The 15415-nt window shown below is 50.3% G+C and carries 12 protein-coding genes; 8 read left to right on the forward strand and 4 right to left on the reverse strand.

What is annotated here, in order from left to right; translation table 11 throughout:
* Positions 1-1338, forward strand: coding sequence for a chromosomal replication initiator protein DnaA (gene dnaA, locus EP073_RS00005; protein ID WP_128465128.1), 1338 nt, complete (start codon positions 1-3; stop codon positions 1336-1338).
* Between the two features lie 532 nt (positions 1339-1870).
* Here the strand turns inward: dnaA and EP073_RS00010 are convergent.
* A complete protein-coding gene (locus tag EP073_RS00010; protein WP_128465129.1) occupies positions 1871-2488 on the reverse strand; it encodes a type II secretion system protein in 618 nt (205 codons plus the stop codon).
* A 122-nt stretch (positions 2489-2610) separates the two neighbouring features.
* On the opposite strand from EP073_RS00010, the gene EP073_RS00015 reads away from it, so the two are divergent.
* From EP073_RS00015 to EP073_RS00035, 5 genes are read left to right on the forward strand one after another with little or no spacing between them, the layout of a single operon-like run.
* Positions 2611-3954: a hypothetical protein gene (locus tag EP073_RS00015; RefSeq protein ID WP_128465130.1), complete on the forward strand. Its 1344-nt coding sequence runs from the start codon at positions 2611-2613 to the stop codon at positions 3952-3954.
* Positions 3951-4460 (forward strand): hypothetical protein, encoded by a 510-nt coding sequence (locus EP073_RS00020; protein WP_128465131.1) that lies wholly within the window; start codon positions 3951-3953, stop codon positions 4458-4460. The genes EP073_RS00015 and EP073_RS00020 overlap by 4 nt, the downstream gene beginning before the upstream one ends.
* Entirely contained in the window at positions 4457-4990 is a 534-nt protein-coding gene (locus EP073_RS00025) for a hypothetical protein (RefSeq protein WP_128465132.1), read from the forward strand. Before EP073_RS00020 ends, EP073_RS00025 begins: the two co-directional genes overlap by 4 nt.
* Positions 4969-6483: a secretin and TonB N-terminal domain-containing protein gene (locus EP073_RS00030; RefSeq protein WP_164885223.1), complete on the forward strand. Its 1515-nt coding sequence runs from the start codon at positions 4969-4971 to the stop codon at positions 6481-6483. Before EP073_RS00025 ends, EP073_RS00030 begins: the two co-directional genes overlap by 22 nt.
* The gene (locus tag EP073_RS00035; RefSeq protein ID WP_128465134.1) at positions 6480-7358 is read left to right on the forward strand and encodes a tetratricopeptide repeat protein; all 879 of its coding nucleotides are present in this window, start codon (positions 6480-6482) and stop codon (positions 7356-7358) included. The genes EP073_RS00030 and EP073_RS00035 overlap by 4 nt, the downstream gene beginning before the upstream one ends.
* Here EP073_RS00035 and EP073_RS00040 read toward each other — a convergent pair.
* The 3 genes from EP073_RS00040 to EP073_RS00050 form a co-directional block, all read right to left on the reverse strand.
* Positions 7318-8274 carry a glycosyltransferase family 2 protein gene (locus EP073_RS00040; RefSeq protein ID WP_128465135.1) on the reverse strand — a complete coding sequence of 319 codons (957 nt, stop codon included), beginning with the start codon at positions 8272-8274 and terminating at the stop codon, positions 7318-7320. The genes EP073_RS00035 and EP073_RS00040 overlap by 41 nt on opposite strands.
* The gene (locus EP073_RS00045; RefSeq protein WP_241654086.1) at positions 8271-9791 is read right to left on the reverse strand and encodes an ArnT family glycosyltransferase; all 1521 of its coding nucleotides are present in this window, start codon (positions 9789-9791) and stop codon (positions 8271-8273) included. The genes EP073_RS00040 and EP073_RS00045 overlap by 4 nt, the downstream gene beginning before the upstream one ends.
* Positions 9792-9872: 81 nt before the next feature.
* Positions 9873-10577 (reverse strand): FadR/GntR family transcriptional regulator, encoded by a 705-nt coding sequence (locus EP073_RS00050; RefSeq protein ID WP_128465137.1) that lies wholly within the window; start codon positions 10575-10577, stop codon positions 9873-9875.
* Between the two features lie 469 nt (positions 10578-11046).
* On the opposite strand from EP073_RS00050, the gene EP073_RS00055 reads away from it, so the two are divergent.
* Both EP073_RS00055 and dnaX read left to right on the forward strand, forming a co-directional pair.
* Positions 11047-12897 carry a sensor histidine kinase gene (locus EP073_RS00055; RefSeq protein WP_128465138.1) on the forward strand — a complete coding sequence of 617 codons (1851 nt, stop codon included), beginning with the start codon at positions 11047-11049 and terminating at the stop codon, positions 12895-12897.
* An 833-nt stretch (positions 12898-13730) separates the two neighbouring features.
* A complete protein-coding gene (gene dnaX / locus EP073_RS00060; protein ID WP_128465139.1) occupies positions 13731-15380 on the forward strand; it encodes a DNA polymerase III subunit gamma/tau in 1650 nt (549 codons plus the stop codon).
* The last annotated feature ends 35 nt before the right edge of the window (positions 15381-15415 follow it).

Here is a 15415-nt window from a genome sequence, read left to right on the forward strand (position 1 = left end):
ATGGAAGACGTAAAAATCTGGGAAGAAGTACTTAAAGAAGCGAAAAAACACTGCTCCGATGATGTGGTGTCCACATGGATAAAGCCATTGCAGATGGTTGAGGTAAGGGGAGACCTTATCACCCTTCAGGCTCCGAATAAATTTTATAAAAACTGGGTTGAGGAAAAATACCTTGATACATTGAAGAAAATATTCAATGAAGGGCTTTCCATAGACGCGGATGTGCTCATTATCACAGGGGATGCGCCCAAGGCTCAGGCGGTTTCGCAGATTGCCTCCCCATCCGCCGCTGTGGCGGACTATAAAATTCCCGCCTCTTCCAATCTCAACAGGGACTACATCTTTGAAAACTTCGTTGTGGGAAGCTCGAACCAGTTTTCCCACGCCGCGTGCCTTGCCGTTTCGGAGGGACATTTCCAGAAATACAACCCGCTTTTCATTTACGGCGGTGTGGGGCTGGGGAAAACTCACCTCATGCAGGCGGCGGGAAACAGGATCATGGAGAGGTTCCCAAAACTCAAGGTTCTGTACATCACATCAGAAACCTTTACAAATGAGATGATCCAGTCACTGAAAACCAAAAAAATGGATGAATTCAGAAGCAAATACCGGAACATAGACATGCTGCTTTTTGACGATGTGCAGTTCCTCGCCGGAAAACAGAGGAGCACGGAGGAGTTTTTCTACACCTTCAATACACTGTACGAATCGCAGAAGCAGATTATTCTCACCAGCGACAAGACTCCCAGCGAGATCCCCGAACTTGAGGAAAGGATGCGCAGCCGTTTCGCATGGGGGCTCATAGCGGACATTCAGGCTCCATCAACGGAGGAGAAGGCGGCGATTATAATGAAGCGTGCTGATATTATGAACCTGAAACTTTCGGATGAGCTTGGCATATTCCTTGCGGAAAACATAAAAACTGAGAATATCAGGGAGCTGATAGGCGCTCTTGTCCGTCTCAGCGCATACGCATCCTTCCATAACGAGCCTCTGAGCATCGCCCTTGCCCGGAAGTCTCTTGATAAATTCCTTGTCCGCAAGGATAAAATGGTTACTGAAGAAAACATTATCGATGCTGTAACAGGCTATTTCAACGTGAAAATGAGCGACCTTAAGTCAAAAAAGCGCACCAAAAGCATATCTCTGCCCAGACAGGTTGCCATGTATATACTGAGAAGCAAGCTGAATATATCATTGCAGGAAGTCGGTGAGCTTTTCGGCGGAAGAGATCACTCCACGGTTCTGCACTCCGTCCAGTCCATTGAGAAGAAATGCAGGGATGATAAAGAAATTCAGGAGATCATCGCGACTTTGGAAAAGAGTCTCTATTCATAATGTCAAATTCTCCATCCATGGGAATTTGACATACACGCTCGCGCCGTGGTAAACACGGCTTCGCTTCGCACGGCGCAGTTCCGTCCGCGGAACTGTTTGCGTCATTGCGAACCCTGAAAGGGTGAAGCAATCTCTCACCTGATAACATCAAACAGTACATCCATGGGAATTTGACATACACGCTCGCGCCGTGGTAAACACGGCTTCGCTCCGCACGGCGCAGTTCCGTCCGCGGAACTGTTTGCGTCATTGCGAACCCTGAAAGGGTGAAGCAATCTCTCACCTGATAACATCAAACAGTACATCCATGGGAATTTGACATACACGCTCGCGCCGTGGTAAACACGGCTTCGCTCCGCACGGCGCAGTTCCGTCCGCGGAACTGTTTGCGTCATTGCGAACCCTGAAAGGGTGAAGCAATCTCTCACCTGATAACATCAAACAGTACATCCATGGGAATTTGACATACACGCTCGCGCCGTGGTAAACACGGCTTCGCTCCGCACGGCGCAGTTCCGTCCGCGGAACTGTGTTATCTGTCGTAGTAGTAAAGAACAGTGTCCACAGTTCCGTCAGTGAGGTTACTTTCGCACATGCCTCCCGCAGTCCATGCGGAATTGCCGGAGACTCCCGCCTTGATCCTGCCCTTGGTTCCGTCCATTGTTTTATCAATTGCCGTATCAAGGCTGATTGCCGCGTAGCAGGGGACATTCCTCAGCGTTATCACGTTTTTGCCGTCCGCATCCTGAGCGAAATATGCGAAGCCGAAGCCGCCCTTCATCGTGGCAAGGGCTGAGTTGCCCTCATCAGACAGCATCCCCACCGCCTTAAGCTCGCTGTAGGCGGTATCCGGATCATCCTGCGCTGTGCCTTCCGCGCACAAGCCGGAAGGTGTGCCGTCTAAATCGCTGAGTGCCAGAGCCAACCCCTTTTCATCAACCAGCCCGTCACGGTCGCAGTCTCCGGCGAATCTGCCGAAGCGGTCGTAAAATGTATACTGCATATTTTCAAGATTTTTCACGTCAACAATGAAGCTCTTGGTCTTCGCCCCCTGAACAAGCTCCCTGCCCTTTACAACCATGCCGAGGATTATTCCGATAATAACCAGAACAACCGCCATCTCCACCAGAGTAAAACCTTTTCTGTTCATATGACTGCACGCTCCCTGTGACCATACCAATCATATCAGCATCGGGGCGGCTAAACAATAAAATCATGCCCCCTCTGTTTTTTCCTGTTTGTCTTCCTCTCTGTGTTGTTGTATTTTTATTTATGAAATTTTTAGCCGCAGAGTTTGAAGGAAACAGGACAGACACAGCATCCCGCTCAGCCCTTTTTGAAAAGAAAAAGGGGATGTTCTCCCTTGCGGGCATTTTTTCCGCCAAGGCGGATGATCTGATCTCCGTAAAGGGCAGCGCATCTCTTGTAATATCCTGCGGCTGCCCTGATTTCTCGGCGGAATCCGTTTACGCTCCCGCAGCTCTGAAAGGCAATTCCCTGAGGCTGTTTCTCAGATCGAAATCACTGAAGAACGGTGAAAAAAGCATGGTAGTCCCCGGGAAATGTTCCCTCCCCGAAGGCGCAGGCGAAAAGGAATGCCATGTATACATAATGCCCGAGAGGACATATGAACAGGAGAGCGGGCTGGACTATGAACAGCGTGCATCGGCGGATATTTTCACCCTCTCCCCCGCAGCGCTCTGCGGAATAAGCATGACTCTGTACCCCGACAGAACAGTAGCCCACGCATACGCGGACACAGGCAAGATAATCATAGCCGTTTCCGCCGGAGAAAGCATACTCTACGCCAGAACGGCACTCTGCACAGAAGGAACAGCGCTTGCAGATGAGCTGGGGCTGACTCTCACTCATATGTCAAAAAATAAAGGCATACAACCTGAGCTGATACTGCTTTCCGGCATGTTCGCCACCGACGGACACACAGCGGATGCGGTACGGGGAACACAGACAATACAGACAGTATGCGCCGCACCGGACGGATTGCTCAGTGAATGCAGCTTTGAAGACTTTCATAAAATTATAATCCCCTTCGGTGCTGTGCTGAACGGAAGCAGATTCGACTTTACACCGGAAAAATACAGGAAAAAGAAAGCCTTCACCAAAACCATGCTCTCCTGCAACTGCGCCCTCCTTGTGCTTCTTGTGGCGCTGACGGCTGTGAATCTTCACTTTTTTTCTTCGTACAAAACCAAAACAGAGAAGCTTACGGAATCCGCATCAGCCTTACGGGCAGACAGGGAGAAAACAGCGGAGATACTTGCCTCCTCCCCTTCTGCCGAATATCTGCTCTCCTATCTGGAGCTCCTAGCCGACAGAAACAGGAACCCCATAAGACATCTGAAAGCCGTGGAGCCTCTGATCATGCACATAGGGTTCGACAGAGTGATTATAAGCCGCTCCGAGCCCCTCGTTGTTGCGTCATCCAAGGAGTTCGGCACGCTCAATTCCCTTACGGATTTTGAAGATGAGATCAAGGCGGAAGCCGAACGTCTCCGGTCACTGAAATATAATGTTAAGAATGAAAGCAGGTTCAGCTATGACGAGCTCACGGCAAACGTGAAGCTCAGCATCACCCCGCGGGGAGCAGCGGAATGAAGATACTCTCAAGCTACGGGCTCTTTCTTCTCCTCACAGCCGCCTGCGCGGTCACGGCGGGCATAGGGCTGACCGCATTCAGGCTCAACACCTCAGCAGACAGGGCTCTGGCAGACATAAGCACCCGCGCGGCGGTGCTGAACGCCGCAGAAACGGAAGAAAAAATCGCCGTACTGAACAAGACGGCGGAGAATGCAGATCTTTTCATTTTCTCCGAGAGTGACGCCCGCAAATGGTTCCTTGACGCTCTGGATACCTTTCTCAAAAAATACGACGCTAAAGTGATCAGCCCCATGCAGAAGACAGGCAGCGCCTTCCGCAGCAGGGTCTCCTTCCGTTTCACACCGAAGACACCGGGTGAGCTCGCCACACTCCTTGAATATATGGAAAACTCCGCCGCTCCGGTCTTCATAATAGAGAGCACCGCCTTCATCAGCACCGACAGGGAGAAGTACATCAACGTAACTGCGGAAATAATCCAACCCTTTTACGGAGGCGGAGAATGAAAACAGGGTTCAAGGAAATTCTCATGGTCCTGATTCCGCTTGTGATAGCCGCCGGAGCCGTCTACGGAGTCGCCCTCGGTGGGGAGTATCTGGTTATGCCGGCGGAAAAGCGCATATCGCATCTTCCCTCATCTGCGGACAATGCGCTGCGAGCGTACAGCGATCAGGCTTTTCGCCTGAGCAGCGCCGCTCTGCCCGGAAAGACAGAGCGCTTCACCCTTCGCCCGCTGGATGATGAGGGGCTGCTTGCCCAGTTCGACAATTCCGAAATATATGAAAAACTCGCGGCGCAGGAGAGCGCAGCCTCCGCAGAAGGAGCGGCGGAGAAGAAAGAGGATCCGGACGCTCCGCCTAAATACAGAATAAGCTCCATCCTCAGAGGAGAAGACAGGACATTCGCAGTAATTAACGGTAAAATATACCATCGTGGCGATAAGATTTCCGCAGATGAACATATAGCACGCATTGAAACACGCAGGATTCTTCTTAAGGGCAAATGGGGGGACAGATGGATTGCCGTAAACTTCTGACAGTTGTGCTCACTATGCTTTTTCTTTTCGCCTGCTCGGCTAAAAGACCCGAACCTCAGACGGCGGCACCTGAGCCCGCCAAGACGGAGCAGAAAGAGCCAAATCTGCCTCCGCCGCCGCCTCCGGTTTTCGGCGCTGAGCTCAAGAAACCCGACCCCCTTGAGGGGCGCTATATAACAGTCAGCGCTGTGGAGGCTCCCCTCTCCTCAATCCTCTATATGGCGGCGTCTGAATCGGGCATGAATCTTGTGATCAGTCCGGAAATAGATATTAACAGACCCGTAACCCTCAATCTCAACCGCCTTCCAGCGCGGGAAGCGCTGAACATAATCACCGAAACAGCCGGAATATACTACGAAACAGAAGGCAACATCCTTCGTGTCAGACCGCTGATGACAAAAACATACAAAATTCCCTATGTCCACACGGTAACAGGCTACTCATCCCGTCTCGGCGGCGACATAATAGGCGGAGCGGCGGAAAGCGCAGGCACAATGGCGGGCTCATACAACCTTGAGTTCACAAATCCGGGAGAAAGAAACGACCTCTACAGGCAGGTAGCCGAAGGTGTCCGCAGCATAATCTTCACCGGCAGAAACACAGACAACGGCGGAGACACTAAAACTGCCGAATTTTCTCCCGCCGGAGAAGGGTTCAGCCTTAATATGTTCACAGGAATCCTCACAGTGCAGGCGGGACGTGGCAAAATTCAGCTTATCGACAGATACATGGATTCCATCCTGAAAGAGACCTCAAAGCAGGTGCTCATAGAAGCCAAAATGGTGGAAATAACTCTTAACGACATAAATTCATACGGCATAAACTGGGACAACTTCTTCTTCAATGACCAGCTCCGCTACAGACAGAACTTCGCCACATCAAGCGCCGCTGCCCTTGAGAACATCGGGCTTACTCCTGTCGCGGCTATCTCCTATGCCTCAGGCGGCGCAAACGGACTGCTTAATCTCCTCTCTCAGCAGGGAAAGATCGAAACCCTCGGCAATCCCCGCATAAGAGTGGTCAACGGACAGAGCGCCATAATATCCTCCGGAAGCCTGATCCCCTACTGGGAAAAAAACGTTGAGGACGGCGAAGACCTCCGCCGGGTGGTGAGCTACAACAGGATTACCATTCTGGACGGCATAATGCTCGGCGTAACCCCGTACATCCACGATGACGGAACCATTACTCTCAACATAATCCCCGTTTCCACCATGGCGGAGAAGGACAAGGTGCAGCTCGGGGAGGAAGGGGAGATAGTCGCCAGCTTCCCTGTACTGAACCTCAAGGAAGCGGGAACAGTGCTCAATGTCCGCAACGGAGAGACGGTCGTTCTCGGCGGAATGATAGATAATTACGAGGAGAACACCGAGCAGAAGGTTCCGTTTCTCGGCGATATGCCTCTGGTGGGGAATCTGTTTAAGTCGGTACACAAGCGCAAGGTAAAGAAGGAGCTTGTGATTTTCATAAAAACATCGGTGATACGCATTTGAGAAAGCTCACAGCCGCCGTCCTGACAGCTTTGTGCATAGGTTTTTTCACGGGAAGATATTTTTCTCCCGAACCCGCCGTCTCAGAAGCGCCCGCCGAACCTGTACGGGAATTTCATTTTGCTGATGCGGACGCAGAACCCGCTCCAAAAGCGAAAAGCGCAGAAGTCCTGCCGGACGACCTGTACATAAGGCTGAAGAATGAGGCGGAAAAGCCTGTTCAGAAAAAGACTGCTCAGCCTGCGGCAAAGGCAGCGCCCCGGATGACTCCGGAGCCTCCGTTCACTGAGGACAGAGCTTCAAGGGCGCACAGGGAAGCCTCCGCCGGCATAAAGGCATTAAACGGCGGAAACTGCGTGAAAGCATCGGAATATCTGGCTGAGGCGTTCGCTTATAAAAAGGATAAAAACATCCTCTCCCATTATCTCGTCTCCCTGCTCCTCTGCGGAGAAGCGGAGAAAGCCGCTGAGCTTGCCGCTGAAAACCCTCTTTTCACGAATGGGGGAACCCTTGCGGATGTGCTTGAAACAGCAGTAAAAAACGGCAGAAGCAGCGAAGCGCTGACATTTTTTGAGTCACTGGGAATAAGCGGAAACGGCAGACTGATGAACGCCGCAGGTCTGGCTTATGAGACCGCAGGCAAAAAAGAACAAGCTCTGCTGCATTACAAGGAGGCGTACAGGCTCGATTCGGACAACCCCTTCATAACATTCTCCCGTGCGAGAACTGCCGATATGGAGGGGAATTATGCGGAGGCTGTCATACTCTATGAAAAGACTGCCGCATCAGCGCCGACTGCCGACCTCAAGAGGCACGCTGTCACCAGAAGCGCCGAGATCAGGGAACATCTGACGGGCGAAGCGCTACAAAATCCTTAATATCTTTAATTATATATGGTTTTTTATCCTGACTCTCAAAATAAGTGCGCAGCACCTGCTCGGCAATAAAACCGGAGGAGATCAGCTGTATCCCGCCCAGAGTGAGCACAACACCGAGAAGCAGAAGCGGTCTGCCCCATATGTTCTGCCCGAACAGCTTAAGCACCACCATATAAAGATTGATCAGCATTCCGAAAAACAGACCGAAAAAGCCCAGTGTCCCGAAAAGGTGCATGGGGCGCTGCGAATATTTCTTCAGGAAGAGAACAAGCATCAGGTCGCTTATAACCTTTGTGGTTCTGGCTATGCCGTATTTTGACTGACCGTACATCCTCGGATGATGGCGGACACCCATCTCGTCAATCCTTGCTCCCTGAAGAACGGCGAGAACAGGAATAAACCTGTGCATCTCTCCGTAAAGCCCGAGATTTTTTGCTATATCCTGCTTGAAAAGCTTCAGGGTACAGCCGTAATCATGGATATAAACTCCGGTGAGAAGACATATCAGCTTGTTGGCTATGGTGCTGGGAAGCTTCCGGAGTATAAAGCCGTCCTGCCTTTTCAGCCTTCTTCCGGCTACAACATCAAGCCCCTCATTCTCAAGCTTTTCTATCATAGCGGGTATGTCATCGGGATCGTTCTGCAAATCTCCGTCTATGGTGACGATGTACTCCCCTTTGGCATAGTCGATCCCTGCCGCGAGTGCGGGGGTCTGACCGAAATTACGCTTGAAGCGTATAAGCTTCGCGCGCTCGTCGGCGTATTTTTCGACCATTTCGACAGTCTTATCCCTTGAGCCGTCATCAACAAGAATAATTTCATAATCTATGTACTTTAAAGCGCTTCTGATCTTCTCAAAAAACGGCTTTATGCTTTCCTCTTCGTTATAAAGAGGAACCACAACAGAAAGCTTCATTTTTCCTCCGCAACCTGTATCAAACGATAACCCGCCCACTCTTTTATTGTAACATAGGGTCTGTTGATTTTTCCTGTTTTATCACTGTCAACAAATACAAACCCGCCGTCAGCGGGCAGATTTTTATCGGCATTTTTCCCGTAATAAACATTAAATGACGGCACACGCTGAGTCCATACATTGACCTTTATATTTTTTCCCGCAGTGTAAAGCGCTGCCTCCCTGACCGGAGCCTGCTTAATATCCGCCACCAGAGGAATATAAAGCACATTCAGCGAGATTACGGTAAAAAACGCCAGTACAGCGATGAATGTCCTGTAGCTGAGCGTCCTTATGAGACTCATCACAACAGCCACCGCAAGCATCGCACCAACCGGAACGGTGTAAGTCATATCCAGCCTGCGCCCTGTCTCAAGCAGCATCTCCGCCGCCGTCAGGCTGCCTGTCTTCGCCGCAACAGACGGAATAATAAAGGGCAGAGAGAGCAGAAAAATAAAATAAGCAAATATCGGCAGGGCAAACAGAATCTTTTTTCTGTGATTATTGAATACATAAGCGCAGAGTATGAAGAGCGGGGTCATGCCGCTGAGTATAAGGTGCGGAAGCTTCGTTCCGCTGAGAGCAAAAAAGATGAAGACAAAAAAGAACCAGATCATCATATATCTTGAGAAGAAATCGTTCCACAGCGGACGCAGACGCTTGAGCACGCTGAAAAGAAGGGATGTTCCGGGAAGGAGCCCTGCCAGCAGAAGCGGAATATAGTATGCGAAACCGCCCCCCTGCGCCGCTCCGCCGAATCTGCCCGGATTATTCTTCGCAAGGAAACCGCTGACAAAAACATCCCCGTACTCCATATATTCAACGACATACCACGGCAGGGCGATAATAAGCATGATTCCGATCCCCAAAGGGGAGAAAGCAGCCCTCAGCCACTCCTTCATGCGTCCGGCGGAGAGGAAAAACAGTCCGCTCACCGCAAAAGGAACAAGGGCGGCAACGGGTCCTTTTGTCATTGCGCCCAGACCTGCGGCGGCAAAAGCAAGGTATACGTACTTTTTCCTTCCGGTTTCAAAATACTTGTAAGCAGAGAACATCGAGCCAGCCAGAAAGAGGTTGAGCAGGACATCCGCAACCGCCAGCTTGGAAAAGACAGAGACTATGACGGATGAGGAGGCGATAAAAGCGGAGTTAAACGCCATCTCCTCGTTTCTGGTATTTCTGACAAAAAATAATATGAGAAGAATCCAAGCGCACGCAGCCAGAAGGGAGGGGAGGCGAAACGCCAGCTCTTCCGCTCCCAGAAGCTTTACGGAAGCTGCCTGAAGCCAGTAGATGAGAGGCGGGTTATCGAAATCGGGTCTGCCGTCCAGATACGGGGTGAGCATGTCGCCGCCCTGTGCCATCGCCGCCGAGCCTTGGGCAAAGGTGCCTTCCGATGTGTCAAAAAGAGGATTTGAGGCTGTTCCGTAAAAAAAGCTGAAGAAAACAAGCAGACAGAGCAGCAGATACTTTAACACACCCTTCAATATTCACCACCGTTTAAACCCTGAAAAAGAAGACTAGCATAATAGCCGTATTATGGAAACATTTCCGTAAATTCAGGAGTGCGGAACCTTTATATTCATTCCCTCAAGCTGCTTCTCCACATATTCCATGTGCTCCAGCATATATTCATAAGCTTTTTCAGGATTGCGGCTTTTTATGGCTTCAAAAATCTTCCGGTGGAGGGTGTCCACCTCTTTTGTGCCGCCGGCGGGTCTTATGTGTCTGCGAACCTCATAGGTCACTTTGGTAATCCACTCGTAAATAGTGTTCATCACATGAACTATCAGAACATTGTGCGAGGCATAGGAAATAAGCGCATGGAAGCTGGCATCGCTCTCATAGTCTCTTTCCGAATCCTCCATCTCGTTGAGGAACTCCTCAAGCTGCTCTATCTCCTCTTCCGTGGCACGCGTAGCGGCGGCTTTTGCCGCCCATGTCTCAAGGATTTTCCGGAGTTCCATGAGATCCCCCATGGCATCATCCTTATTGAGCATTTCGGTGAATGCCTGAGAAAGCACAGGGGAAGCGGCAGACTGTACATAGGTTCCGTCACCCTGAATCTGCTTCAGGAAACCGTGCGCCTCAAGCTTTTGCAGCGCTTCCCGCAGTGTCGGACGGCTGACGCCCATCTGCACCGCAAGCTCTCTTTCCGAAGGGAGTTTTTCACCCGGCTTCAGTTCTCCGATCAGAACAAGCTCTTTAAGCTGTCTGTAAATTTCATCGCTAACTCTTTTAGGTTTGATCTTCTGAAATCTCATCCGTCCGACCCCGCAGTAAAAACAATAATAAAACAGCGATATGACATACTGCTAAAACAGCCGTTTGAAAAGAACAAATGCACAAATCATACCCAAAGCGTCTATTAATTCTCTCTTAAATCCGCACGTGCTTTAAGCAGTGTTTACCAAAGGTCTTACCCTTTAAACATCTTGCCGTTCATTAACATATACTATAAACACACCCCTAAGGCAACGATTGAATACGCTGTTTTGAAAATATGGATGACTGACGGAAGCGAATCAGGACGTCAGCATTTCAGGCTGGATTTAATATCCGCAGGAAACAGCAGTCGGTTTTATAAACAAATTGGTATGGAATATCGAAAAATTTGAGTATATAATTCTCCTAATTATTTATCTGACGCAATTGCGCTCTAATAGGTAAATTTTATTAAGAATTATAAATTTGCTGCAAATTTCTGAAATTCCGCTCTATAAAAAGGTTGCGATGAATTGTTCTGCTAAAACCGTAACGGGCATCTGCGCCGCGCTTGTCATTCTGTATGCCGCAAACATATTCTGTGTCCATGCGGTGCTTTCCGGCTATGCCGGAAAAAGGCTTGCTGCTGAGACAGCCTCCGCCGCAGACATGGCAGCGGACAGAATCTCTCTTACCCTGAAAGACATACGCTCTGAATCCCTGTTTATAATTGAGAGCATTGCAGGGCAGAGCGAGCAGTCACGCGCTGCGGTTCTTTCATCCTTTATACAGACAAAGCCTGAAATAACCGAAATTGTGGCGGCGGATTCCGAAGGTTTTTCATGGTTCACCGCGGGACGCGCGGAAACACCCCCCATAGGCGCCGATTATTCCGCTGAGAAATCGATCTCCGCTCCGCTTGAAACAAAAAGCACACACACCGGACAAATCAGAACGGACGCCTCGGACGGTTCGCCCTATATCGAAATATCCGCTCCGCTGATAAACCCCGAAACAGATAACACAGACGGAGCCGTGAGGATCAGAATTTCACTGGGCATGCTTAAGGACGCGGCGGCGGCAGCGGTTCCCGAAGGGATGAAGACTGCGGTTCTCATAGGGAAAGACGGAGAAATGATAGCGGGGGACATGAGTCCTTCCGAGAAAAACATGCTCACCGCATCCGCCCGCCTGAGCGGTGGAGAGACCCACGCCTTTTCTCCCGAAGAATACATAATTTCTTACAGTAAATTCAACTTTGACGGTAATGAGCTCACTGCCGCCGCTTATCTGCCCGGCGGAAAAGTGTCCGCCTTAATATCGCCAAGCCTTAAAAGTTACGCCGCAGCGTCTCTGGCTGTATTTCTGCTTGCCGTGCCCTTTGCTGTCTTCATAGTGCGCAGATACAGATCTCCCTATGAAAAATGCGGGGAACGGATGCTGGAAACGGAAAAAGTGCTTGAGCCCGCATTTACAGAAGCACTCAAAGGAAAAAGCGGAACAGAGTACACGGAATGCTTTCTGGACGCCTGTGAGGCAACCGTCAATTCTTTGAGAAGGGTCTCTGAGGAATCGGGCAGGTGCACCGCAGAGCTTGTGGAAAAGCGTACCGAGCACCTGAAAAGCGAGATAAACGAGCTTCAGCGCAAGCTGAAGGAGGAATACACCAAGAATACCAAAAAAGACCAGATGATGATCCGCCAGAGCCGCCTTGCCGCAATGGGAGAGATGATCTCAAACATTGCTCACCAGTGGCGCCAGCCACTGAACGCCCTCGCTCTTACAATTCAGGACATAGAGGATTCGTACCGCCACAATGAAATCAATGATGATTACATAAGGGACACCGTGGAAAAATCCATGGAGCTTATTCTGCATATGTCCGTCACCATTGACGATTTCCGCAATTTTTATAAAACCAATAAAGACATAATGGAGTTCAGTCTGAAACGCGCGATAGACGAAGCTATGAAAATTATCAGCGCAAGCCTGAAAAACTCCAGCATTGATATAGAAATCGACTGCAAGCATGATGTCACGGCACACGGATACCCCAATGAGTTCTCTCAGGTTATCCTGAATATTCTCAGCAACTCCAAGGACGCTCTCATAGATAACAGACCCGCCGGCAGGCTGATAAAAATCTCCATAGAAAAAACTCCGGAAGGCAAGGGACGCATAATCATAACCGATAACGGCGGCGGCATCCCCGCCAATGTAATAGACAGCGTGTTCGACCCCTACTTCACTACGAAGGAGCAGGGCAGAGGCACGGGCATCGGTCTCTACATGTCCAAAACCATCATCGAAAACAATATGGGCGGCAAGATCGATATAGCGAATATCGGTGACGGTACAAAAGTCACCGTCGAACTGTAGCCATCACAGTTCCACGGATGGAACTGCGCCGTGCGAAGCGAAGCCGCATTCAATGCGGCGCGAGCGTGCAGATAAATCCGACAGGATGTACGGATTTACCTTATCAGTCAGATATAGCGAATATCGGTGACGGTACAAAAGTCACCGTCGAGCTGTAGCCATCACAGTTCCACGGATGGAACTGCGCCGTGCGAAGCGAAGCCGCATTCAATGCGGCGCGAGCGTGCAGATAAATCCGACAGGATGTACGGATTTATCTTATCAGTCAGATATAGCGAATATCGGTGACGGTACAAAAGTCACCGTCGAGCTGTAGCCATCACAGTTCCACGGATGGAACTGCGCCGTGCGAAGCGAAGCCGCATTCAATGCGGCGCGAGCGTGCAGATAAATCCGACAGGATGTACGGATTTATCTTATCAGTCAGATATAGCGAATATCGGTGACGGCACAAAAGTCACCGTCGAGCTGTAGCCATCACAGTTCCACGGATGGAACTGCGCCGTGCGAAGCGAAGCCGCATTCAATGCGGCGCGAGCGTGCAGATAAATCCGACAGGATGTACGGATTTATCTTATCAGTCAGATATAGCGAATATCGGTGACGGTACAAAAGTCACCGTCGAACTGTAGCCATCACAGTTCCACGGACGGAACTGCGCCGTGCGAAGCGAAGCCGCATTCAATGCGGCGCGAGCTCCATTCATCATAACCGCATGTCACTCTGAACGGAGTGAAGAGTCTCAAACCTCAGAAGCTCCGTTAACAGCGCCTCCCGACCCGCTCCCTAAACTTTGCATTGACTATACAGCCCCGCTAATCTAAAAATTATGTATGTCTTATCTTGCTTTAGCCCGAAAACTCAGACCCCAGAATTTTGATGAGATAGTGGCACAGGAATTTGTGGTCACTACCTTGAAAAACGCCATTGAGCTGGACAGACTCGTCCATGCCTATCTCTTCACCGGTCCCCGGGGCGTGGGCAAAACCAGCACGGCGAGGATCTTCGCAAAGGCGCTCAACTGCCTTGACCCTCAGGGGGTAAACCCCTGCAATAAATGCGAAAATTGCCGTGAGATAACAGACGGAACCTCTATGGACGTGATAGAGATAGATGGCGCATCCAACAGGGGCATAGACGAAATACGAGACCTGAGAGAAGCTGTCCGCTTCTTCCCCGTTAAATGCAGGAGAAAGGTCTACATCATAGATGAGGTTCACATGCTTACGGAGCAGGCGTTCAATGCACTGCTCAAGACCCTTGAGGAGCCTCCTTCACATGTGGCGTTTATTCTCGCCACCACTGACGCTCAGAGGATACCCGCCACAATTATTTCCCGCTGCCAGAAATACGATTTCCGCAAGATTCCCTTTGAGCAGATGCACGATTCCCTCACCGATGTGCTCTGCAAAGAGCAGATAGAATATGAGGACGACGCCCTTAGCCTGATCATCCGCAACTCGGACGGATGTATGCGTGATTCGCTCTCCATGCTTGACCAGATAATCGCCTTCACCGGCGGAAAGGTGGACGAGACAAACACCGCTTTTCTGCTGGGCTTTTCCGACACTAATCTTATCGAAGATCTTCTGAAAATTATCCTTGAGGAAAATACCGCTGAAATACCCGCGATAGTTGAGGAGATATGCGCAAAAGGGATAAGCCTCCGCTTCGCCGCGGAATCCCTCATTGAACATACCCGCAACCTCCTCTTTTTCATAGCCACAGGCGGCAGGAATACCAAGGAGCTCACCAGCCACGAAGAACAGCTTTACCGCAGCCTGTCCGCCAAAGTCACCGAGCACAGGCTTTTCGCCCTGTTTCAGGTTTTCCAGAAGCTCCTTAACGACCTTAAATTTTTCAGCTTTGAGCAGTATGTGTTTGAGTTTGCCGCATACAAGGCTGCGTCTCTTTCATCCGTAATACCTGTTTCAGGAACTGGAGCTGTTCAGACACAAACTCCGGCGAGGCAGAGAACAGAACCGCCGAAACAGCAGCCTGCACCGAAGGAACCTCACCAGCCGCATCAGCAGAGCGAAACCCCGTCCGGTGACGACCCTTGGAAAAGCATGGTGCGCCACGCAGCCAAGGAAAACGGCAAAGTGGCGGGCTATCTTGAGAACGTATTTCTCTCCGGTGTGGCAGGGGATGAGCTCCGAATAGGCACCACGGAGGACAAGAAGTTCTACTTCCAGATGCTGAACCGACCGGAGCATCTCAAATATCTGTCCGAAACCGCAGGCAGGTTCTTCCCCGGCGTGACTAAGGTAAAACTGGCTCTGGAAAACGAGCCGAAAAAAAAAACTCTGACTGAGACAAGAAAGGAAGCGGAAACCTATCACGACCGCAAGACGAGAAAGGAAGCGGAAGACAACGAACTGGTAAAAAAACTTGAAAAGGAATTTAACGCCAAAGTCATTGGCATAGAAGTAATAAAATTTTCTGCTGACGAAGAAACCGAGCAGGAAGCCGACTCTGATTAACAATATTTCAATTTAACTGTTTCATTTTGAACCGA

Source organism: Geovibrio thiophilus (assembly GCF_004087915.1).
GTDB lineage: Bacteria > Chrysiogenota > Deferribacteres > Deferribacterales > Geovibrionaceae > Geovibrio > Geovibrio thiophilus.